A 21,126-nucleotide genomic window follows, 5' to 3' on the forward strand; every position below is an offset into this window, starting at 1 on the left:
GGGGTCAGGTCGACGGCGGCCCGCCGGCCGTGACGTCTCCGGGCCGCGGCGGGGCGGCGTCCCAGTGCTCGAGCGACCAGCCCTCGCCCGGGCCACCGGTGAGGATCACCAGCCCGGTGTTGGGCACGTACTGCGTCTCGGCGGTGTCGCCCAGCAGCGCCGCGGCGGCCAGCCGGATCGCGGCGCCGTGGCTGATCAGCACCACCGTGCCGTCGACGCCCCGGGTGACCGCGTCGACGGCGGGCAGGAACCGGGCGCGCAGGTCCAGCGCCGACTCCCCGCCGGGCAGGTGCGCCTGCAGGTCACCGGTCCACCAGGTGTCGTAGACGGCGTCGAACTGCCGGCGCGCGTCCTCGTCGCCGCGACCCTCCAGGTCGCCGCAGAACACCTCGTGCACGCCCTCGACCACGTCGACGGACAGGCCGTGCGCGGCGGCGACCGGGGCCGCCGTCTGCTGGGCGCGGGTCGCGACGGAGGCGTGCACGACGTCGACCCGCCCGGTCGCGAGCCGCTCCCCCAGCGCAGCGGCCTGGCTCAGGCCGAGCGCGTTGAGCGGCGGCCCGGGCGGCGCGGAGTCGAGGACGCGCCCGACGTTGGAGTCGGTCTGGCCGTGCCGGACCAGGACCAGCCGCGTCACGAGGCGCTCCCGGCGCGCAGACCGTCGAGCCAGGCCTGGGCGGCGGCGAACGCCGAGCCGGTGGCCGCCCCGAGCGGCGCGGCGGGGTCGCCCGGCGCGGTGGGGGCGGCGCCGTTTCCGGCGCGCGGGAAGGAGCCGAGGAAGCGCACCTCGTCGCAGCGCCGGTGCAGGGCGGCGAGCGCCTCGCCCATCGCGGGGTCGGCGACGTGGCCGGTGCAGTCGATGTGGAACCAGTACTCGGCGTGCCGGTCCTTGATCGGGCGCGACTCGATGCGGGTGAGGTCGATGCCCCGCACGGCGAGCTCGGTGAGCAGGCCGAGCAGCGAGCCGGGCTCGTTGCGGGTGGTGGCGGCGAACGTCGTGCGGTCGTGGCCGGTGGGCTCCGGCGGCGGCCCGGGCGGGGCGACCAGCACGAACCGCGTGACGGCCCCGGGGTTGTCGGCGACGTCGTCGACGACGATCTCCAGCCCGTGCTGCTCGGCGGCCAGCGGCGCGGCCACGGCGGCGTCGAGGTCACCGCGGGCGACCTGGGCCGCGGCCTCGGACGTCGACGACGTCAGCAGCACCTCGGCGCGGGGCAGGTGACGGGCCAGCCAGCCCCGCGTCTGCGCGACCGCGTGCGGGTGCGAGCCGACGCGGCGCACGGAGGCGAGGTCGGTGCCCGCGGCCGCCATCACCGCGAACCGGACCGCGACGAGCGCCTCGCGCCGGATCACCAGCGGCGGCTGCGCGACGAGCCCGTCGAGCACCGCCCCGACGGCTCCCTCGACGCTGTTCTCGATCGGGACGCAGCCCGCGTCGACCTCGCCGCGGCGCACGGCCTCGAGCACGGCGGGGCTGCCCGCGCACGGCACCAGCTCGGCACCGCGGGACTCCGGGAGCGACCGCAGCGCCTGCTCGGTGAACGTGGCGTGCGGACCGAGGAACGCCAGTCGACCCACGCCGTCGACCCTAACGGCGCACCGCGCGCCGGAGATCAGCGGGTGAGTGGGATCAGCGGGTGAGCAGGCCGAGCCCGGCCAGCGCGACGCCGGGCGCCGGGTCGGCGCCGCACCGCGAGAACAGCCCGCGCACCCCGGCGACGGCCCGGTCGGACCAGACGCCGACCTCGGCGGCGAGCGCGTCGCCGTCGGTGCTGCGCAGGGCGGAGGCGACGTCGCCCCCGCTCAGCGCTCGGGCCACGGCGACCAGCAGGTTGACCAGGCCGTGGCGGCGCGCGACCGGCTGCGCCGGGCTGTCGACGCGCACGGCCTCGTGCAGGCCGAGGGTGGTGAAGCCGCGGCCGCTCTCGGCGACGACCCGCACGAACCGCTCGACGTCCTCGGTCGAGGGCGCGTCGGTGGGGCGGGGGCCGCCGCAGCGCAGCTTCGGGGCGCACCCCTGGTCGGCGACGCGGCGCACGGCGTCGAGCCAGGCCTGGGTGCCGTCGGGGTCGTCGTGGACCGGGCGCCGGGGCTCCACGACCGCGACGACGTCCTCGGGAACGAACTCGGCGACGCGGTCGAGCCACACGGCGTCGACGTCGGTCGGGGCGGCGGTCTCGATGGTGCGCGGGGCCAGCAGGGCGGGACGGGAGAAGACCGTGGACAGCGCCTTGGGCACGGACCCCAGCCCGGTGTCGACGACGAGCGAGAGCTCGACCGGGCGGGACACGCTCGACCGCGCGAGCTCCTTCACCAGCGCGGGCAGCCGCGACACGGGGCACACCAGCTGGCCCACGAGACCGCCGTAGACGCCGTCGCGGGCGGCGAGGTAGCGCGCGACGACCGTCTCGACCGGGCTCGCCTCGCGCGGGGCCAGCAGGCCGGTGTCGTCGACGAGCTGCGCGAACAGGGGCGGGATCGACCAGGGTCCGGTCCCCGCCTTCGGCTGCGTCGTCACGGCCACGACGCTAACGGGTCGGTCACGGCGGCTGCACCGGGCCTGGTGCTTGCGCCCGTCGGGACGATGAGGATAACTTAGCCTCACCTAATACGGAGGTGTCCTTTGGGATCCACGCGCCTGCGGCGGCCACCCGCCCCCACCGACGCCGAACGCGCCCGGAGCATCACATCGCGGGGTGGACGCGCCGCCGCGCTCGTCGGCACGGGGTCCCCCATCGCGCACCCCCGCGCGCACCACGTGCACGCCGACGGCTCGGCCGTCCTCCTGCTCTCCGACGACGAGCCGGTGCTCGCGCGCGTGGCCGCCCACGGCGAGGTCCCCGTGATGCTGGAGCTGGCCGACGCCGCTCCCGTCGACCTCCGCGAGCCCGTACGGGGCCTGCTGTGGATCACCGGGCACATCGCGCCCGTCCCCGCCGAGCGCGCGCGCCGGATCGCCGTCGGGCTCGTCGAGCAGCACCCGTACCCGGCGATGCTGGAGCTCGGGCACGGCGCCACGATGGTGCGCCTGACGCCCGGCTCCGCCGTCCTGTCCGACGCCGAGGGCACCGCCGCGCTGTCGCCCCTCGACCTCGCCGCCGCCCGCCCCGACCCGTTCTGCCGCTACGAGCGCGACTGGCTCGGGCACCTCGAGCGCGTGCACCCCGAGGTGTTCACCGCACTGGCCCGGCACCTGCCGGCCCCGCTGCGCGACGTCCGCGACGCGCGGGTGCGGCCGCTGGGCGTCGACCGCTGCGGGCTGCGCCTGCGGGTCGAGGCCGGCGACCGCGACCACGACGTGCGGCTGGCCTGGGAGGCCCCGATCGAGACCGTCGAGGAGCTGCGGACGCAGTTCCAGCGGATGGTGGGCTGCCCGTTCAGGCAGCAGCAGTCAGGGCCCGCACCCGCCGGGTGACGGCGCGCTCGGCCACGAACGACGCGATCGGGATGGTGCCGGCGAGCAGCACGACCAGCGCCTCCAGCGGCTTGGCCCGCACCCGCTCGGCCAGGATCAGCGTGCACACGATGTAGAGCATGTACAGGAAGCCGTGGGTGACGCCGACGACCGCGACCGGCCCCGGCGTGTCGAAGAAGTACTTGAGCGGCATGGCCACGAAGACCAGCACGATCAGGCCGACGCCGGTGACCCAGGCGGCGATGCGGTAGTTGCGCAGGGCGGTCGGGATCGACACGGGTGGGTCCTCCGGTGGTCTAGCGGGACTCGCGCTCGGCGAGCTGCCGCAGCATCTGGTTGTAGGCGACGAGCCGGGGGTTCTCGTCCTCGGTGAGCTCCGGCACGGCCTCGCGGGGGCGGGCGGTGAACGGCGACGGGGCGTCGTCGGACGCCGGTGCCGGCGCGGCGGGAGCGGCCGGGGCGGGTTCCGGCTCCGGGGCCTGCGGGGCATCGGGCACGCCCCGGGCCTCCAGGCGCAGGAACCGCCACCACATCACGCCGAAGAACAGCGCGAACACCGGCCACTGCAAGCCGTAGCCCACGTTGAGCGCGCTGCCCAGCGCCGACCCGGCCCGCTGCCACTGCCACACCGCGAGCCACCCGCAGGTGAGCATCGCGCCGAGCGTGAGCAGGTGCCACAGCATCCAGCGGGGGGAGAGGGCCAGCCGCAACACGCCGTCCAGACTACGCCGCCGGTAGCGTCGGGCCGTGTCCACGCCCGTGATCACCGACCCGCGCACGCGCCGGATGCTCGGCACCGAGGTGCTGGTGGTCCTCACCGTCACGCTGGGCCTCTCGGCCGTGCGCAGCGCGCTGAGCCTGGTCGACTCGCTGCTGCAGCCCGTGCCGCTGGGCGAGCAGCAGGTGGCGCTGAACGCGCCGGCCGCGCAGGCCGACCTCGTCGACCTGGCCCTGCAGCTCGTGCGGGTGCTCCAGCTCGTCGGCTGGGGAGCGCTGGGGGCCTACCTGCTGGTGCGCGGGGGGATCGCACTGCGCGCGGTAGGCCTCGACGCCCGCCGCCCCGGGCGCGACGCGCTGGGCGCCGCCGGTCTGGCCGCGCTCATCGGCGTGCCCGGGCTCGGGCTCTACCTCGTGGCGCGCGCACTCGGCGTCAGCCTGGCGATCGCGCCCTCGACGCTGGACCAGACCTGGTGGCAGCTCCCGGTCCTCGTGCTGTCCGCGGGAGCGAACAGCTGGGCCGAGGAGGTCGTGATGGTCGCCTACCTGATCACCCGGCTGCGCCAGCTCGGGTGGTCGGAGAACGGGTCGCTGCTGGCCCAGGCGCTGCTGCGCGGGGCCTACCACCTCTACCAGGGGCTCGGCGGTTTCGTCGGCAACGTCGTGATGGGGCTGGTGTTCGGCCGCGTCTGGCAGCGCACCAACCGGCTGTGGGCGCTGGTGGGGGCGCACGCGCTGATCGACGTCGTGGCCTTCGCCGGCTACGCCCTGCTGGCCGGCAAGGTGAGCTGGTTGCCCTGACGGGCTCGTGAGTGGCGATCGTGGCCAGGGCCACGATCGCCACTCACGGGGCTCAGAGAGCCAATATCTGGTAGCGCATCCGGGCCATCATGTTCTCCGGGCCCGGCTGGATGCCGCTGGCGGTCCACAGGTCGTCGATGCGGCCGCCGATGTCCTCGGGGTCCCAGCGCTTCCCGTCGTTCTTGACCTCCGCCACGCTGGTGAACGGCTGGAAGATCTCGATGCTGTCGCCCTGCACGCCGAAGACCTTGCCGCTGATGTGCGCGGAGGCGTCGGAGCAGAGGAAGGCCACGAGCGGCGCGACGTTCTCCGGGGCGAAGAAGTCGAACTCGCCGCGGGCGATCGCGGCGTCGCGCTCGTCGCGGAACTCCTGGGGCATGAGGTCGAGCGTCATGGCCGTGAGCGCCGTCGGGGCGATCGCGTTCGAGGTGATGCCGCCGCGCGCACCCTCCATCGCGACGATCGTGGAGAACGCCGCGATGCCGGCCTTGGCCGCGCCGTAGTTGGTCTGGCCGAAGTTGCCGAGGATGCCCGAGGTCGACGCCGTATGGACGACGTGACCGGGCTTCCCGACCTCCTTCCAGTGCTGCACCGCGGCGCGCGTGGGCAGGAAGTGCCCGCGCAGGTGCACGCGGATCACGGCGTCCCAGTCGTCGTCGGAGAGCTTGGCGAGGGTCTTGTCGCGCAGGATGCCGGCGTTGTTGACCAGCGCGTCGAGCCGTCCGAACTCCGAGAGCGCCGTGGCGACCAGCGAGTTCGCGACGTCGGCGTCGGCGACGTCCCCGCTCGCGGCGACCGCGCGGCCCCCGGCGGCGACGATCTCCTTGGCCACCGACTCGCCCGTTGACGGGTCGAACTCGGCCACGACGACCGCGGCCCCCTGTGCCGCGCACTCCAGAGCCTCACCACGGCCGATACCGCGGCCCGCACCCGTGACGATGACGACCTTGCCATCCAGAAGTCCCATGGCCCGAGCATATGACCCGTCGGTAACCGACGCCGACGTATCGTGGAGTGATGTCGGACGAGCCGAAGTTCCAGGCCCTGCTGCGCGACCAGATCCGCAGCGAGTTCACGGCGTCCCAGCAGTACACGGCCGTAGCCGTCTACCTGGACGCCCAGGACCTCCCCCGGCTCGCCGCGCACTTCTACGCGCAGTCGATCGAGGAGCGCAACCACGCGATGAGCATGGTGCAGTACCTGCTCGACACCGGGCAGCCCGTCGTCATCCCGGGAGTCGACGACGTCCGCAACGACTTCACCTCGGTCGAGGACGTCGTGCGGCTCGCGCTGGCGCAGGAGAAGATCGTCACCGAGCAGATCACCCGGCTGGCGCGCACCGCCCGCGACGAGGGCGACTACCTCGGCGAGCAGTTCATGCAGTGGTTCCTCAAGGAGCAGGTCGAGGAGGTCGCCTCGATGTCGACGCTGCTCACGGTGGTGCAGCGCGCGGGCGAGAACCTCTTCCACATCGAGGACTTCGTCAACCGCGAGCTGAGCCGCTCCGCCGGCACCACCGACCCGACCGCGCCGCCGGTGGCGGGCAGCCGGGCCTGAGCGGTGCCGGGAGCTCCTAGCGGAGCGTGACCTGCTTACCCGCGAGGGCATCGCGGGCGCGGCGCTCGTCGGAGGTGAGCGGGGCGGTGTCGGCCAGCGCCTCCTCCAGCCCGGCGGCGAAGTCGGTGACCGGCTTCGACCACTCCGACGCGTGCATCTCCCGGTCGAGGTCCCACACCGGCACGAGCAGGCCGTGGGCGCGGAACGACCCGGCGTACTTCGTGCCCTCGCCGAGCCCCAGCTGCCCGCGCGCCTGCAGCCGGGCGAGCGCGGCGACGAGCCGGTCCTCCGGCTCCGGGCGCACCCAGCGCAGGTGCGCCTTGGTGCCGGTGTCGACCCAGTAGGCCGCGCGGACGCCCTCGCCGGTGACGGCCTCGGTCGGCATGATCACCGCGTTGGCCCGCTCGACGGTGGCCAGCACCTCGGCGGTCGGCTCGCTGCCGTCCTCGGGGGCCACCCACCACGCGAAGTCGGTGTGCAGCGTGAGGTCCAGCGGCGCGTCGGCGTCGAGGACGTCCTGCAGCCGCGTCGCGTCGTCGACGCCGGTGAGGTTCGGGCCCACGACCGGCAGCGCCGTGCCGGGCTCGGCCGCGAGGCCCCAGGCCAGCGCGCGGGCGAGATCGGCCGACAGGTCGCCGGAGCGGGTCTGGACCTGCATCCCGAGCAGGACGTCGCCGCCCGGGCGGACGAGCGCGGCCGACGCGCCGGGCAGCACCGACGCCAGCGTCACCGACCGGCCGCCCGCATCCTTCAGAGGCAGGGGCGCGGTGGCCGAGGGCAGGAACTCGCGGAGCGCGACGAGGTCGCACTCCGCGGCCAGGCCCTCGAACGGCCGGGTGACGATCACGTCGTCACCCGCGCCGTGGCAGGCCTTGAAGCGCTTGCCGGAGCCGCAGGGGCAGGGGCGGCGCGGGTTCTCCCCAGCGGGGGCCGCAACACGTGTCTTCTTCGCCATGGTTCCGGAAACGCTAGCGGGGCCGCGGGGCCGGGGTCGGGCGGGGTGCGAACGAGTCGCCGCGCGGCGGCTGCGCCACGGGGGCCGGTGCGCTCGCCGGGCGGCCCGCGGCCCCCGCGCCGGTGAGCGCGCGGACCTCCATCTCGGCGAAGCGGCGCTCCGCGTCGGCGTCGCGCGGCCCGATGAAGGTGCCGATGACGCCGAGCAGGAACGACAGCGGGATCGACACGATGCCCGGGTTGGCCAGCGGGAACAGCACGAAGTCGGCGTTCGGCAGCATCGAGGTGGGCGCGCCGGACACCGCCGGCGAGACGATCACCAGGAACAGGGCCGTGCCCATGCCGCCGTACATGCTGTAGAGCGCGCCGGTCGTGTTGAACCGCTTCCAGAACAGCGAGAACACCAGCGACGCCATGTTGGCCGATGCCGCCACCGCGAACGCCAGGCTCACCAGCACGGCCACGTTCTGGCCGTTGGCGAGGATCCCGCCGCCGACCGCGACCAGCCCGACGACGACCGCGGTGCGCCGCGCGACGCGCACCTCGTCGGCCGGCTCGGCCCGGCCCTTGCGGAGCACGTTGGCGTAGACGTCGTGGGCGAACGACGCCGACGCCGTGATCGTCAGGCCGGCGACGACGGCCAGGATCGTGGCGAACGCGACCGCCGCGACGATCCCGAGCAGCAGCTCGCCGCCGAGGCGGTAGGCCAGCAGCGGCGCCGCCGAGTTCGACGCGCCGGGCGAGGACATGATCGTCTCGGCACCGACCAGCGCCGACGCGCCGTAGCCGATGACCAGGACGCAGAGGAAGAAGCCGCCGATCAGCCAGATCGCCCAGACCACCGAACGGCGGGCCTCCTGGGCCGTCGGCACGGTGTAGAAGCGCATGAGGATGTGCGGCAGGCTCGCCGGGCCGAGCACCGCGGCCAGCGAGAGCGAGATGAAGTCGATGCGCGAGAGCTCCGTGCGGCCGTACTGCAGGCCGGGCACGAGCAGCGCCTCACCGGTGGTCGGGCTGTTGTCGACCGCGGCGCCCAGCAGCTCGGAGAAGTTGAACGCGTAGCGGCCCAGCAGCCAGGCGGCCAGCACGAGCCCGGTGACGATCAGCAGGTTGGCCTTGAGGATCTGCACCCAGGTGGTGCCCTTCATCCCGCCGACCAGCACGTAGACGATCATGACCGCGCCCACGACGGCGATCACGACGCTCTGCGCGAAGCGGTTGGAGTTCGGGATGCCCAGCAGCAGGGCGATCAGCCCGCCCGCGCCCGCGACCTGAGCGATCAGGTAGAGCACCGACACCAGCAGGGTCGAGGTGGCCGCCGCCGAGCGCACCGGGCGCTGGCGCAGCCGGTAGCTCAGGACGTCGCCCATCGTGTAGCGGCCGGTGTTGCGCAGCCACTCCGCGACCAGCAGCAGCGCCACCAGCCACGCGACGAACGACCCGATCGCGTAGAGCAGGCCGTCGTAGCCGAACACGGCGACGGCCCCGGCGATGCCGAGGAACGCGGCGGCGGAGAGGTAGTCCCCCGCCAGCGCCACGCCGTTCTGCGGACCGGTGAAGGCGCTGCCGCCCGTGTAGTACTGGGCGGCGGTGCGGTTGCCGCGACCGGCGCGGAACACCACCACCAGGGTCAGCGCCACGAAGGCGCCGAAGATGGCCACGTTGACGGTGGGGTTACCGACCGTGGGCGCTTGCGCGAGGAGCACGTCGTCGTCCTTCCGGGGCAGAATGCGGGCACCGCCCGTCCTTCTCCAACGACGCCGGCTGCGTTAAGTCACCGATTGGTCACGTTGGGAGATCCTCTGTGCCCGTGTTCGACCCCGCCGACGTCGGCTTCCTCGCCGACCCCTACCCCGCCTTCGCGCTGCTCAGGGCCCTGGGACCGGTGCACGACCACCCCTCGCTCGGCACCCCCGTCGCGGTCTCGCACGCGGCCTGCTCGGCGCTGCTGCGGGGGCGCGACCTGGGCCGGATCTGGGCCGACGCCGAGCCGGCCGCCGACTTCGCCGCGTTCAACCTGCTGCACCGCAACTCCCTGCTCGAGCGCGAGGGCGAGCCGCACCACCGGCTGCGCGCCGCGGTCGCGGGGGCGTTCAACCGCGGCCACACCGCACGGCTGGAGCCCTGGGTCCGCGGGCTGGCCGGGCGGCTCGTCGACGACCTGGCGTCCGGCATCGCCGCCGACGGCCGCTCCGACGTGATCTCCGTGCTCGCCGCCGCGCTGCCCGTGGAGGTCATCGCGGAGCTCCTCGGCGTGCCCGAGCCGGAGCGGTCGGCGCTGCGCGGCTGGTCGAACGCGATCGTGACGATGTACGAGCCCGCGGTGTCCGATCCTGCTGGCGGCGACGTCCGCCGGGCCGCCGCGGAGCGGGCCTCGGCCGAGTTCGTCGCCGCGCTGCGCGAGCTGGCCGAGCACCGCAGGAGGCACCCCGGCGAGGACCTGGTGAGCGACCTCGTCGCCGCCGGGATCGACGCCGACGAGCTCGTCGGCACCGCGGCGCTGCTGCTCATGGCGGGCCACGAGGCCACCGTCAACGTCATCGGCAACGGCGTGCTCGCCCTGCTCCGCCACCCCGCGCAGTGGGAGGTGCTGGCGACGGCGCCGCTCGCGCCCGCGGTGGAGGAGCTGATCCGCTACGACCCGCCGCTGCAGCTGTTCGAGCGCACGGCCGTCGTCGACACCGAGGTGGCCGGGCACCCCGTCCCCGCGGGCACGCGGATCGCGGCGCTGCTCGGCGCCGCCGCCCACGACCCCCAGGTGTTCGAGCGCCCCGACGAGCTCGACGTCACGCGCGCCCACAACCCGCACCTGGGGTTCGGGCTCGGCGTGCACTACTGCCTGGGCGCCCCGCTGGCCCGGCTCGAGGTGGCCGCCGCGCTCGACGCGCTGCGCACCCGGCTGCCCGGCATGGCCCTGGCGGCCGAGCCGGAGCGGCGGCCGGACTTCGTGATGCGCGGCCTGCGGACGCTGCCCGTCACGGCGTAGTGCATTTCCTGTCCGTGACGCGTCGGCGGGTGCTGCGCGGTCAGGTCGCGGCGCGCCGGGCCGACGACGCCGTCGACGCCCTGGCCGGGTTCGAGATCACCTGGGCCGACCCGGTCGCCCTGGTCACGCGCATCTGGGAGCTGCGGGAGAACGTCACGGCCTTCGACGCCGCCTACGTGGCCACCGCCGAGCTACTCGACTGCGACCTGCTCACCGGCGACCACCGGCTGGTGCGCGCGAGCGGGCCCCGCTGCCGCATCCGGACGCCCTGACCCGGTCCCGGTCACCCGGACCAGCAGCTCGCGCCGGTCGGACCGGGCCGGGGCGAGCAGGCGGGTGAGGTGCCCGACCAGCACCGCGGTGACCCCCGCGGTGGCGGCGGCGAGCACGTCGAGCAGGGCGTGCAGGAGCACCCCGTCGGCGCGGGCCTGCACGCCGGTGCGCAGGCCCCACAGCAGCACCACCGCCGACAGCACGACGCCCGCGACCCACAGGCCCCACCACACGAGCACCAGCCGCGACGGGCGCGGCCGCTCGCCGGCCGGGCGCCGCAGGGCGGTGTGCTCGATCTCGGCGAGCACCGCCCCCGGGACGGCGAGGTTCACCCCCGGCACCACCCACCCGACGACGACGTCGCGCGTGCGGCGCGACGGCACGACCCCCGCGCCCGCGGCGGCGGCCGCCGCGGCCCGCGCCGACCACAGCACCACGAGAGCCCCCGCGAGCACCGTCATGATCGGCGCGATCGTGCCCGCCGAGAGCACCAGCGCGTCGGACGCGGCCACCACGGGTCCGCTCAGGGCGTCGGCGCGGCTGGCCAGCAGCAGCACGTAGCGCCACACCTCGGCGCCCGCGGCGACCAGCGCCACCGCCGCCGTGGCCCACAGCAGCGGGACGGCGGTGCCCGCCGTGGCGCGCGCCGCGGTGAGCGGCGCGGCGCCGTCGGGGCCGGTGGCGCGCACCCAGGGCAGCGCGGGGTAGCCGCCGCGCTGGGGCCGCGGGCGCGGCGGCCCGGCGTAGGGCGGGCGCGGCACGGGCACCACGGGCGGGGTCCCGGGCGTCGGCGGGGACGCGACCCACTCCAGCGCCGCCAGGTACCGGCCGCAGTACGGGCAGAACGGTCCGGCGCCGGGCGCGGACGTCCGGCGGCACCGGGGGCAGGTCTGCGGCGCGGGGGGCACCGGCGGGCTAGACGATCGCCGGGGCCGCGCCGCCCTCGGCGACGACCGGGCGGCCCTGCGCGGCCCAGACCTGCATGCCGCCCTCGACGTTGACCGCCGGGTGGCCCTGCGCGGCCAGGTACTGCACGACCTGCGCCGAGCGGCCGCCGGAGCGGCAGACCACGTAGAGCGGGTCGTCGGCGGGCACCTCGGCGATGCGCGCGACGAGCTGGGACATCGGCAGGTGCCGCGCGCCGGGGGCGTGCCCGGCGTCCCACTCGTCGATCTCGCGGACGTCGAGCATCGCGGCGTCGTCGGGGACCCCGGTCACCGGTACGGAAGGAACGCTCATGCGTCCGATCCTCCCACGCGGGCCGGTCAGGACCCGGTGAGGACGGACCGGTGCCCGATCAGTGCCGGACGGCCTTCTCCGACCCCGCGCCGGTCAGCGACCGGACCTCCATCTCGGCGAACTTGGCGTGGTCGAAGTTGCGCGACCCGCCGACGAAGGTGCCGATGATCCCCAGTAGGAACGACAGCGGGATCGACACGATGCCCGGGTTCTCCAGCGGGAAGTAGTCGAACCCGCCGCCGGGCAGGATCACGCTCTTCGGCCCGGACACCACCGGGGAGAAGACGATGAGCAGCACGCAGCTCGCCAGGCCGCCGTAGATGCTGAACAGGGCGCCCATCGTGTTGAACCGCTTCCAGAACAGCGAGTACAGGATGGTCGGCAGGTTCGCCGACGCGGCCACGGCGAACGCCAGCGCCACCAGGAACGCGATGTTGATGCCGTTGACCAGGATCCCGCCGACGATCGCGACCGCGCCGACGACGATCGCCGTCATCCGCGCGACGCGCACCTCCGCGTCCGGCGACGCCTCGCCGCGCTTGATCACGTTGGCGTACACGTCGTGGGCGAAGGAGGCCGACGCCGTGATCGTCAGCCCGGCGACGACCGCCAGGATCGTGGCGAACGCGACCGCGGAGATGATGCCGAGCAGGATCTCGCCGCCGAGCTGGAACGCCAGCAGCGGCGCCGCGGAGTTGGCGCCGCCCGGCGCGGCCGCGATGGTGCCCGGCCCGACCAGGGCGGCCGCCCCGTAGCCCAGGACGAGGGTGAACAGGTAGAACACGCCGATCAGCCAGATCGCCCAGACCACCGAGCGGCGGGCGTCCTTGGCCGTGGGCACGGTGTAGAAGCGCATGAGGATGTGCGGCAGGCCCGCGGTGCCCAGCACCAGCGCGAGGCCGAGGGAGATGAAGTCGATCGGGTTCGTGTACTGCAGGCCCGGGTCGAGCAGCGCCTCACCGCGCTCCGGGCTGTTCTCGACCGCGCGCCCGAGCAGCTCGGACAGGTTGAACCCGACGATGCCCAGCACCCACGCCGTCATCACCGCGGCGCCGACGATCAGCAGCGCCGCCTTGATGATCTGCACGTACGTGGTGCCCTTCATGCCGCCCACGAGCACGTAGACGATCATCAGGACCCCGACGACGGCGATGACGACGCTCTGCCCGAGGCGGTTGGTGTTGGGGATCTGCAGCAGCAGCGCGATCAGCCCGCCCGCGCCGGCCATCTGGGCGAGCAGGTAGAAGAACGACACCACCAGCGTGGACGTGGCCGCGGCCGCGCGGACGGGCCGCTGCCGCATCCGGAACGCCAGGACGTCGCCCATCGTGAACTTGCCGGTGTTGCGCAGGAGCTCGGCCACCAGCAGCAGCGCGACGAGCCACGCCACCAGGAAGCCGATGGAGTAGAGGAAGCCGTCGTAGCCGTTGAGCGCGATCGCCCCGGCGATGCCCAGGAACGACGCCGCGGAGAGGTAGTCCCCCGCGATCGCGACGCCGTTCTGCGGGCCGGTGAACGAGCGCCCGGCGGCGTAGTAGTCGGATGCAGACCGGTTGGTGCGGCTCGCGCGGTACACGAAGAACAGCGTGACCAGCACGAACGCGGCGAAGATGCCGATGTTGAGCCCGACGTTGCCGACCTGGGTCGAATCCGTCTGACCGGTCTGCGCAGGCACCATCAGCGATGGCCCTCCACGCGGAGGCGCAGACGCTCGGCCGCGGGGTCGAGGTGCTTGTTCGCGTAGCGGACGTACACGGTGGTGATCACGAACGTGGTGACGAACTGCAGCAGGCCGATGACCAGCCCGACGTTGATGTTGCCGGCGACCTTGATCGCCATGAAGTCGCGCGCGTAGGACGCCAGCAGCACGTAGGCCAGGTACCAGACCAGGAACGCCGCGCTCATCGGGAAGACGAAGCGCCGCAGCCGCGACCGCAGGTCGGCGAACTCCGCGCTGTCCTGCACCTCTTCGTAGACGGTCCTCGTCGATCGTTCGCCGACAGTGCTCACGTCGGTCCCTCCCGGTCGTCCTGCGCAAGCCCGTGCGGCCCCCACTACCACTTCGAACGAGGCCGCGACCACACGGGAACGTGGAGATACTCCAACGGGTGGGTGTGGGCCGCAACACCTAACGCAGCGTGCGGTTCTCCCCGTCGGCCAGACGGTCGCGGCTGAGCCCCAGGCGCTCGGGAGCGTGCAGCCGGAGCAGGATCTGGTCGACGTCCGTCGGCCGGCGGTCGCGGGTGAGCAGGCTGACGACCACCATCGTCAGGAACGCGGCGGGGACGCTGACGATCGCCGGGCGGTACAGCAGCACGCCGAGCGCGCCCTGCTCGCCGAACCCCGCGAGGCTGACGGCCACCGCACCCGCCGACAGCAGCCCGCCGACGAGCACGCCCGCCACCGCGCCGCGGTCGGTGAGCCCGCGCCACCAGATGCCCAGCACGAGCAGCGGGCAGAACGTCGACGCCGCCACGGCGAAGACCAGCGCCACGGCCTCGGAGAAGTCGAGCCGGCTCACACCCAGCGCGAGCCCGAGCGGCACGAGCCCGGCGAGGACGGCGGCGAGCCGGAAGTCGCGCACGCGCCGCCGCTTGAACACGTCGGTGGACAGCACCCCGGCCACGCTGACGATCAGGCCCGAGGACGTCGACAGGAACGCCGCCCACGCCCCGGCCGCGACGAACGCGCCGACCAGGATCCCGGCCCACCCGCTGCCGAGCACCGCGGTGGGCAGCAGCAGCACGGCCGCGTCGGTCTCGCCGCTGACGAGCAGCTGCGGGGTGTAGAGCCGCGACAGCGCCCCGAGCACGGTGACCGTGATGTAGAAGCCGCCGAGCAGCGCGAGCACGACGACCGCGCTGCGGCGGGCGGTGCGGCCGTCGGGGTTGGTGTAGAAGCGCACGAGCACGTGCGGCAGGCCCATCGTGCCGAGGAACGTGGCGATGATCAGCGAGTACGTCGCCAGCAGCCCGTTCTGGCGGCCCTCGGGGAACGGCGTCACCCAGTCGGCGTCGGCGGCGGGGGCGCCCGCGACCACCGGCACCGGGGTGCCGCCCTCGAAGCCGAGGGTCGACCCGGACCGGACGGAGTGCAGCCCGGGCTGCCAGTCGAGCACCGCGCCGCGCACGTCGATGCCGTCGACGCCGCCGGTGGCGACGACCGCGGTGGGCACCCGGACGTCGAGCAGGACGTCGGTGCGGATGTCGACGGTGGTGGCGGCGGGGAACTCCGGCGGGGCGGGGCGGTCGAACTCGCGGGCGTCGCCGAGGAAGTAGGCGATGGCGATGATCGCCGGCAGCGCGACGGCGGAGAGCTTGAGCCAGTACTGGAAGGCCTGCACGAACGTGATCGACCGCATCCCGCCCAGCGCCACCGTCAGGACGACGACGACCCCCGCGGCGAGCACCCCCATCCACGACGGCAGCCCGGTGACGATCGTGACCGTGAGCCCCGCGCCCTGGAACTGCGGCAGCACGTAGAGCCAGCCGATGAGCAGTACGAACCCGGTGCACACGCGGCGCAGGAGCGGCGAGGCCAGCCGGGCCTCGGCGAAGTCGGGCACCGTGTACGCCCCCGACCGGCGCAGCGGCGCGGCCACGAACAGCACCAGCGCCAGGTAGCCCGCGGTGAACCCGACGGGGTACCAGAGCGCGTCGACCCCGTCGCGCAGGATCAGGCCGGCCACGCCCAGGAACGACGCCGCCGACAGGTACTCCCCCGAGATCGCCCCGGCGTTCGCGGCGGGGCCGACCGAGCGCGAGGCCACGAGGAAGTCCGACGTGCTGCGCGTGACCCGCACGCCGATCGCGCCGATCACCGCCGAGGTGACCGCGACGGCGAGCATGGCGGCCAGCGCGACGATGCCGCCCGTACTCACCCCGTCACCCGATCGGGGAGGGTGGGGGGCGACATGGAGCCACTATGGCAAGCCGGACCACGTCCGGTCATCACCAGGCCCCCCGAACGGGTGGTGCTCACGCCGGATCGGGGTCGGGGTCGTCGTCGATCCGGTCGTGGGTGAGCCCGAGCCGCTCGGGGGCGTGCAGCCGCAGCAGGGCGCGGTCGACGTCGGCCGGCACCTCGTCGCGGGTGAGGCGGCTCACCAGCACCATCGTCAGGAACGCGGCGGGCACGGTGACGGCCGCGGGTCGGTTGAGCAGGACGCCCAGCCAGCCGGCGGGAGGCGTCGCGAACAGCGACACCGCCGTGCTGAGGCCCGACAGCCCGCCGCCCACCAGCAGCCCGGCGACGGCCCCGCGGGCGGTGAGCCCCCGCCACCAGATGCCCAGCACGAGCAGCGGGCAGAACGTCGACGCGGCGACGGCGAACACGAGCGGCACGGTGAGCGAGAAGTCCAGGCGCGTGACCGACAGCGCGAGCGCCAGCGGCACGACGGTCGACAGGACGGCCGCGAAGCGGAAGTCGCGCCACCGGCCGGGCAGCACGTCGGTGAACAGCACCCCGGCCAGGCTCACGACGATCCCGGACGACGTGGAGAGGAACGCGGCCGCGGCGCCGGCCGCGACCAGCCCGCCCAGCAGCCACCCCGCCGGGCCCTGCCCGAGCGCGGCGACCGGCACGAGCAGCACCGCCGCGTCGGTCTGCCCGCTGACCAGCAGCTGCGGGGTGTAGAGCCGCGACAGCGCCCCGAGCAGGATGACCAGGACGTAGAAGCCGCCGATCATCGCCAGCACGATCACGGTGGTGCGGCGCGCCGCCCGGCCGTCGGGGTTGGTGTAGAAGCGCACGAGCACGTGCGGCAGGCCCATCGTGCCGAGGAACCCGGCGATGAGGATCGAGTAGATCTCCAGGAGCTGGTCGGGGCGGTCGCCCGACATCGGCTCGAGCCACTCGCGGTCGGTGCCCGGCGCGCCCAGCACCGTCGGCACCGGGGTGCCTGCGGGGAACACGAGGGTGGTCCCGGCGCGCACCTCGTGCGGCCCCGGCGCCCAGTCGAGCGCGCCCTGGACCGGCGCGCCGTCGACCTCCCCGGTGGCGTCGAGGCGCACCGGCTCGGTGACCTGCAGGACCGCGTCGGTGCGGATGCCCACGGTGGTGTCGGCGGGGAAGGCGGGCGCCGTCGGCCGGTCGAAGGAGTGCCCGGCGCCCAGGAAGACGCCGAGCACGACGATCGCGGGCACGAGCAGCGCCGTCAGCTTGAGCCAGTACTGGAACGCCTGGACGAAGGTGATCGAGCGCATCCCGCCGCCGACCACGGTGAGCAGGACGACGACCCCGGCCGCGGCCACCCCGCTCCAGGCGGGCAGCGTGGTCAGAGTGGTGAGCGCGAGGCCTGCGCCCTGTAGCTGCGGCAGGAGGTAGAGCCACCCGATGACCACCACGATCACCGTGCACAGCCGGCGCAGCACGGGCGAGGCGAGCCGGGCCTCGGCGAAGTCGGGCACCGTGTACGCCCCCGACCGGCGCAGCGGCGCGGCCACGAACAGCACCAGCGCCAGGTAGCCCGCGACGAACGCGACCGGGTACCAGAGCGCGTCGGCGCCCTCGCGCAGGATCAGCCCCGCGATGCCGAGGAACGACGCCGCCGAGAGGTACTCCCCGGAGATGGCGCTCGCGTTCGCGACCGGCCCGACCGTGCGCGAGGCCACGAGGAAGTCCGACGTGCTGCGCGCGACCCGCACGCCGTAGGAGCCGATCACCGCCGAGACGATCCCGACGAGCCCGATCGCCACGAGCGCGTACTGCGCCGAGGGGGTCACCGGCACCTAGTCCTGGACGTGGTCGGCGAAGTTCTGCTCGACGCGCTCGGCGGTGCGGGTGTGCCACCAGCCCAGGCCGAGCAGGAACGGGTAGACCAGGACGCCGAGCAGCAGCCAGGGCAGCCGCAGCCCGAACACCTCGGTGCGGCCGATCTCGGGGAACACCGCGAACGCCAGCGGCAGCAGGCCCAGCGTGAGCGCGGCGAACAGCGCGAAGCGCAGCGCCACGGTGAGCTGGGAGCCGATGAGGTTGCTGCGCAGCAGCTCGCCGACGGCCCCGCCCTCCTGGATGTCGACGACCGTGCGCACGGGGTGGGCCTGGTTGCGCCGCTCCGACAGCGTGACCTTGACCCGCCGCAGCGGGATCCCGGTCTCGGTGACCGGCTCGCCGGGCTCGGCGGCACGCGGCGCGGGCACCTCGACGTCGCCGGGCAGCGACGGGGCCGCGGTGGCCGTGCCGTCCCCGGCGACCGGCGACATCGTGGCGCTCCACAGCACGCCGTCGTCGTCGGGGTCGGTGAGCAGGCCGCGGTCGTCGTCGTCCTCGTCGTCGTCGCCGCCGAACCGATCGCCGCCGAACCGATCGTCGCCGAACCGGTCTTCGCCGAAGCGGTCGGCGGAGACGTCGTGGTCGGCCTCGATCCGCTGCACGGGGCCGGTGAGATCGAGGCGGTCGGCGGGGTCGCGGACCAGGCCGCGGGGGTCAGCCACCCACAGGTCGGCCTCGTCGACCGGTGGCGCCGGGCGGGGCGCGGCGAGCGGCGGGTCGGCCAGAACGGGGGCGTCGGGGGCCGGGGGCGCCACGACCGGGGACGGCGCGACCGGCGGGGCCGCGAAGGGCGGGGGCGCGGCCGGCGGGGCGTCGGCGGGGCCGGGGGCGAGCAGCCGGGCCGGGGCGCGCGGGGGCAGGACGTCGGCGGGCGGCGGGGTGGCGGGGGGCCCGGCCGCCAGCGGACCGCGGGCGATGACGGTGGAGCCCGATCGGTCGTCGAGGTCGTCGAGGGCGCCGCGCAGGGCGGACGCGGCGAAGTCGGGACCGCCGAACTCGTCGGGCGGGCGCGGGGCGGGCTGCGACGGCACGGGCCGCACGGCGCCCTCGGCGAACCCGGGGCCGCCGAACGTGGCGGGCGCGGCGCCCGCCGAGCCGCGGGCTCCCGGTCGGTAGGCGCGCGGCGGGCGGCGACCGACCGGGCGCTCCTCCTCGTCGGGACCGGACCAGCTCTCGTCGGCACCCGGGCGGCGGCGTCGCGCCGCCGGGACCCCGGACGCGGGCATGGACGGGCCGCCGATCGGCGCCGGGGCGGGGGCGCCGGGGCCGGGCGTGGCCACGGAGTGCCGCGGGACGTGCGAGACGCCGGGCGGCTCCCCGGCGGGGTCGCGCCTGGCGTGCCGGCCGCCCGCGCCCGAGCGCCGCTCGGCCATGCGGCGGCGCATCTCCTCCTGGAGCCAGGAGGATCCGGAGCCGGTGGAGCCCGTCGCGGGGTCGTCGGCGGGGTCCTCGTCGTCCGGGTCCGGCGTCACCGACGGCGGCGCGCCGTCGATGGAGGTGCTCACGACACGGCCTCGCTACGTCCGGCCGCGGCGGCTCATCGCTGGCTCCACGCCTGCTTCGTGGCGCGGACCAGCCGGTCCTTCAACTCGCGGGTGTGGCGGCGGCTGACCGGCAGCTCGGCACAGTCCGGGCCGGTGCCGACGCGCACGACGTAGCCCGATCCGGACAGCCGCAGCTCGGTGACCAGCGGCAGCGACACCAGGAACGACCGGTGGATGCGGACGAAGCCGGCGTCGCGCCAGCGGTCCTCCAGCACCGACAGGGGGATGCGGACGAGGTGGCTGCCCTCGTGGGTGTGCAGACGCGCGTAGTCGCCCTGCGCCTCGACGTAGCGCACGGCCGAGCGCGGCACGAGCTTCGTGGTGCCGGCGAGCTCGACGGGGATGACCTCATCCTCGCCGCTCTCCTGCTGCACCGGCTCGGCCATCGCCGCGGTGCGGCTGGCCAGGATCCGGTCGATCGAGGCGGAGAGGCGCTCGGAGCGCAGCGGCTTGAGCAGGTAGTCGACGGCGCCGACCTCGTAGGCGTCGACCGCGCGGTCGTCGTGCGCGGTGACGAACACGACCGACGGCGGGACGGCCATCGAGGAGAACACGCGGGCGAGCTCCAGGCCGTCGAGACCGGGCATCCGGATGTCGAGGAAGACGACCTCGACGTCGGTGCGCTCGGCGACCCGGGTGCCCGTGGCCTGGTTCATCGACCCGCGCGGCGCCTGCCCGGCCGTGGCGGCCTCGCGCACGCCCTGGCGGCTGTTGAGGATCCGCAGCGCGTCGGTGGCGTCGGACGCCTTGAGCACGAGCCCGACACGGGGGTCCTCGCCCAGCAGGTACGCGAGTTCCTCGAGTGCCGGCTCCTCGTCGTCCACGGCGAGGACGACCAGGCCACCGGAGCTGTCGTTGCTGTCCACGATCTCCTCATCCTGCCCGCGACGATCACGGGTGCCGCCAACCATGGTGACGGCCAATCCGTGTGAGTGCCAGGGGCACGCACCAATCGGGTTCGTTCGATCACACGCCGCTACAAACCGTACCGTGCCCACATCGCGCGCACCTCGGCCGCCTGCAGGACGCCGAGCAGGCCGTCGGTGCCGAACGCGGCGCCCGCCGCGGCGGGCCCGCCCAGCCCGAGCCGGGCGAGCAGCGGCTTGCGCGTGTCGACCGCCACCAGCTCGGCCTGCGGGAACCTCTCCGAGAGGATGGTGTGGGCGGTGCCCAGCCCGTCGACCAGGCCCAGCTCCAGCGCCTTCGCGCCGGTCCAGACCTCGCCGGTGAACAGGTCGGTGCCGCCTCTGAGGCGCTCACCGCGTCGGGTCGTCACCCAGTCGCGGAACATCGCGTGCAGCTGGTCCTGCAGGTCGCGCAGCCAGGCGACGTCCTCGGGCTTCTCCGGCAGGAACGGGTCGAGCCGCGCCTTGGACGTGCCGGCGGTGTAGAGGCGGCGCTCCACGCCGAACCGCTCGATCAGCCCGCCGAGCCCGAAGCCCTGGCTGACGACGCCGATCGAGCCGACCAGCGACGTGGGGTGCGCGTGGATCTCGTCGGCGGCGCAGGCCAGCCAGTAACCGCCGGACGCGGCGACGTCCTCGCAGAACGCCAGCACCGGCACGCCCTTCTCGTCGGCGTGGCGACGCACGGCGTCGGCGACCAGCGCCGACTGCGTCGGGGACCCACCGGGCGAGTTGACCAGCAGGGCGACGGCGGCGAGCCGGTCGGGCGCGAACGCGCGCTCCAGCGTCTTCTCCACGGCCGCCGCGTTGATCACCGACCGCGGCACCGGACCGGCCGTCGGCGTGATCACGCCGTGCAGGCGGACCAGCGACACCACGGGCCCGCCGGTGCGGGTGCCGGGGAGCCGGGAGGTCAGGGCGTCGGGGAGGCGCAGCACGTCCATGCCGACCACGCTACGCGCG

22 protein-coding genes are annotated in these 21,126 nt (G+C 74.7%); 5 read left to right on the plus strand and 17 right to left on the minus strand.

From position 1 onward, the window contains the following. Positions 1 to 4 precede the first annotated feature (4 nt). The 3 genes from I4I82_RS14440 to I4I82_RS14450 are packed head-to-tail and all read right to left on the minus strand — an operon-like array spanning position 5 to position 2,518. Positions 5 to 637: a histidine phosphatase family protein gene (locus I4I82_RS14440; RefSeq protein ID WP_218594337.1), complete on the minus strand. Its 633-nt coding sequence runs from the start codon at positions 635 to 637 to the stop codon at positions 5 to 7. Beyond that, positions 634 to 1,578 (minus strand): prephenate dehydratase, encoded by a 945-nt coding sequence (gene pheA, locus I4I82_RS14445; protein WP_218594338.1) that lies wholly within the window; start codon positions 1,576 to 1,578, stop codon positions 634 to 636. Before pheA ends, I4I82_RS14440 begins: the two co-directional genes overlap by 4 nt. A gap of 52 nt (positions 1,579 to 1,630) precedes the next feature. Further along, the gene (locus I4I82_RS14450; RefSeq protein WP_218594339.1) at positions 1,631 to 2,518 is read right to left on the minus strand and encodes a hypothetical protein; all 888 of its coding nucleotides are present in this window, start codon (positions 2,516 to 2,518) and stop codon (positions 1,631 to 1,633) included. Positions 2,519 to 2,623: 105 nt separating this feature from the next. Between I4I82_RS14450 and I4I82_RS14455 the strand changes: the two genes are divergently transcribed. Beyond that, positions 2,624 to 3,415 (plus strand): DUF2470 domain-containing protein, encoded by a 792-nt coding sequence (locus I4I82_RS14455; RefSeq protein ID WP_218594340.1) that lies wholly within the window; start codon positions 2,624 to 2,626, stop codon positions 3,413 to 3,415. Here I4I82_RS14455 and I4I82_RS14460 read toward each other — a convergent pair. Continuing rightward, on the minus strand, positions 3,378 to 3,692 hold the full coding sequence (locus I4I82_RS14460; RefSeq protein WP_172155946.1) for a DUF3817 domain-containing protein: 315 nt from the start codon (positions 3,690 to 3,692) through the stop codon (positions 3,378 to 3,380). The two genes, I4I82_RS14455 and I4I82_RS14460, sit on opposite strands and share 38 nt — an antisense overlap. 19 nt (positions 3,693 to 3,711) lie before the next feature. Beyond that, positions 3,712 to 4,128, minus strand: coding sequence for a hypothetical protein (locus I4I82_RS14465; protein ID WP_218595791.1), 417 nt, complete (start codon positions 4,126 to 4,128; stop codon positions 3,712 to 3,714). Positions 4,129 to 4,201: 73 nt separating this feature from the next. Here I4I82_RS14465 and I4I82_RS14470 point away from each other — a divergent pair, with 73 nt between their 5' ends. Next, a complete protein-coding gene (locus I4I82_RS14470; protein ID WP_218594525.1) occupies positions 4,202 to 4,933 on the plus strand; it encodes a CPBP family intramembrane glutamic endopeptidase in 732 nt (243 codons plus the stop codon). A 52-nt stretch (positions 4,934 to 4,985) separates the two neighbouring features. Here the strand turns inward: I4I82_RS14470 and I4I82_RS14475 are convergent, their stop codons facing one another. Beyond that, positions 4,986 to 5,900, minus strand: coding sequence for an SDR family NAD(P)-dependent oxidoreductase (locus I4I82_RS14475; RefSeq protein ID WP_218594522.1), 915 nt, complete (start codon positions 5,898 to 5,900; stop codon positions 4,986 to 4,988). A gap of 50 nt (positions 5,901 to 5,950) precedes the next feature. On the opposite strand from I4I82_RS14475, the gene I4I82_RS14480 reads away from it, so the two are divergent. Continuing rightward, positions 5,951 to 6,490 (plus strand): ferritin, encoded by a 540-nt coding sequence (locus tag I4I82_RS14480; protein ID WP_218594523.1) that lies wholly within the window; start codon positions 5,951 to 5,953, stop codon positions 6,488 to 6,490. 16 nt (positions 6,491 to 6,506) lie between these two features. On the opposite strand, the gene I4I82_RS14485 is transcribed toward I4I82_RS14480, so the two are convergent. Both I4I82_RS14485 and I4I82_RS14490 read right to left on the minus strand, forming a co-directional pair. Next, entirely contained in the window at positions 6,507 to 7,445 is a 939-nt protein-coding gene (locus I4I82_RS14485; protein ID WP_218595792.1) for a DUF5926 family protein, read from the minus strand. Between the two features lie 13 nt (positions 7,446 to 7,458). Further along, on the minus strand, positions 7,459 to 9,150 hold the full coding sequence (locus I4I82_RS14490; RefSeq protein WP_218595793.1) for a monocarboxylic acid transporter: 1,692 nt from the start codon (positions 9,148 to 9,150) through the stop codon (positions 7,459 to 7,461). 104 nt (positions 9,151 to 9,254) lie between these two features. Here I4I82_RS14490 and I4I82_RS14495 point away from each other — a divergent pair, with 104 nt between their 5' ends. Beyond that, positions 9,255 to 10,430: a cytochrome P450 gene (locus I4I82_RS14495; protein WP_218593554.1), complete on the plus strand. Its 1,176-nt coding sequence runs from the start codon at positions 9,255 to 9,257 to the stop codon at positions 10,428 to 10,430. A 14-nt stretch (positions 10,431 to 10,444) separates the two neighbouring features. Further along, a complete protein-coding gene (locus I4I82_RS14500; protein ID WP_218593555.1) occupies positions 10,445 to 10,702 on the plus strand; it encodes a type II toxin-antitoxin system VapC family toxin in 258 nt (85 codons plus the stop codon). Here the strand turns inward: I4I82_RS14500 and I4I82_RS14505 are convergent. The 9 genes from I4I82_RS14505 to I4I82_RS14545 form a co-directional block, all read right to left on the minus strand. Continuing rightward, on the minus strand, positions 10,622 to 11,611 hold the full coding sequence (locus tag I4I82_RS14505; protein ID WP_218593556.1) for a DUF4328 domain-containing protein: 990 nt from the start codon (positions 11,609 to 11,611) through the stop codon (positions 10,622 to 10,624). The genes I4I82_RS14500 and I4I82_RS14505 overlap by 81 nt on opposite strands. A gap of 7 nt (positions 11,612 to 11,618) precedes the next feature. Beyond that, entirely contained in the window at positions 11,619 to 11,942 is a 324-nt protein-coding gene (locus I4I82_RS14510; protein ID WP_218593557.1) for a rhodanese-like domain-containing protein, read from the minus strand. A gap of 58 nt (positions 11,943 to 12,000) precedes the next feature. Further along, positions 12,001 to 13,620, minus strand: coding sequence for a monocarboxylic acid transporter (locus I4I82_RS14515; RefSeq protein WP_218593558.1), 1,620 nt, complete (start codon positions 13,618 to 13,620; stop codon positions 12,001 to 12,003). Continuing rightward, entirely contained in the window at positions 13,620 to 13,952 is a 333-nt protein-coding gene (locus I4I82_RS14520; RefSeq protein ID WP_218593559.1) for a DUF485 domain-containing protein, read from the minus strand. The genes I4I82_RS14515 and I4I82_RS14520 overlap by 1 nt, the downstream gene beginning before the upstream one ends. A gap of 118 nt (positions 13,953 to 14,070) precedes the next feature. Beyond that, a complete protein-coding gene (locus tag I4I82_RS14525) occupies positions 14,071 to 15,822 on the minus strand; it encodes a sodium/solute symporter (protein ID WP_218595794.1) in 1,752 nt (583 codons plus the stop codon). A gap of 97 nt (positions 15,823 to 15,919) precedes the next feature. After that, positions 15,920 to 17,665 (minus strand): sodium/solute symporter, encoded by a 1,746-nt coding sequence (locus I4I82_RS14530; protein ID WP_218594649.1) that lies wholly within the window; start codon positions 17,663 to 17,665, stop codon positions 15,920 to 15,922. 6 nt (positions 17,666 to 17,671) lie between these two features. Further along, positions 17,672 to 19,219 carry a hypothetical protein gene (locus I4I82_RS14535; RefSeq protein WP_218595795.1) on the minus strand — a complete coding sequence of 516 codons (1,548 nt, stop codon included), beginning with the start codon at positions 19,217 to 19,219 and terminating at the stop codon, positions 17,672 to 17,674. 32 nt (positions 19,220 to 19,251) lie between these two features. After that, a complete protein-coding gene (locus tag I4I82_RS14540) occupies positions 19,252 to 20,124 on the minus strand; it encodes a LytR/AlgR family response regulator transcription factor (RefSeq protein ID WP_141282458.1) in 873 nt (290 codons plus the stop codon). A gap of 110 nt (positions 20,125 to 20,234) precedes the next feature. Beyond that, positions 20,235 to 21,098, minus strand: a complete 864-nt coding sequence (locus I4I82_RS14545; protein ID WP_372451471.1) for a S49 family peptidase — start codon at positions 21,096 to 21,098, stop codon at positions 20,235 to 20,237. Positions 21,099 to 21,126: the final 28 nt, after the last annotated feature.

The sequence above is a fragment of the Pseudonocardia oceani genome (assembly GCF_019263585.2).
Classification (GTDB): Bacteria; Actinomycetota; Actinomycetes; order Mycobacteriales; family Pseudonocardiaceae; genus Pseudonocardia; species Pseudonocardia oceani.

What these genes read in the sequence shown, in the direction of transcription:
- I4I82_RS14485 (WP_218595792.1), bottom strand. Translation starts at nt 7,445, where the DNA reads ATGGCGAAGAAGACACGTGTTGCGGCCCCCGCTGGGGAGAACCCGCGC.
- I4I82_RS14470 (WP_218594525.1), top strand. Translation starts at nt 4,202, where the DNA reads ATGCTCGGCACCGAGGTGCTGGTGGTCCTCACCGTCACGCTGGGCCTC.
- I4I82_RS14480 (WP_218594523.1), top strand. Translation starts at nt 5,951, where the DNA reads ATGTCGGACGAGCCGAAGTTCCAGGCCCTGCTGCGCGACCAGATCCGC.
- I4I82_RS14475 (WP_218594522.1), bottom strand. Translation starts at nt 5,900, where the DNA reads ATGGGACTTCTGGATGGCAAGGTCGTCATCGTCACGGGTGCGGGCCGC.
- I4I82_RS14510 (WP_218593557.1), bottom strand. Translation starts at nt 11,942, where the DNA reads ATGAGCGTTCCTTCCGTACCGGTGACCGGGGTCCCCGACGACGCCGCG.
- I4I82_RS14515 (WP_218593558.1), bottom strand. Translation starts at nt 13,620, where the DNA reads ATGGTGCCTGCGCAGACCGGTCAGACGGATTCGACCCAGGTCGGCAAC.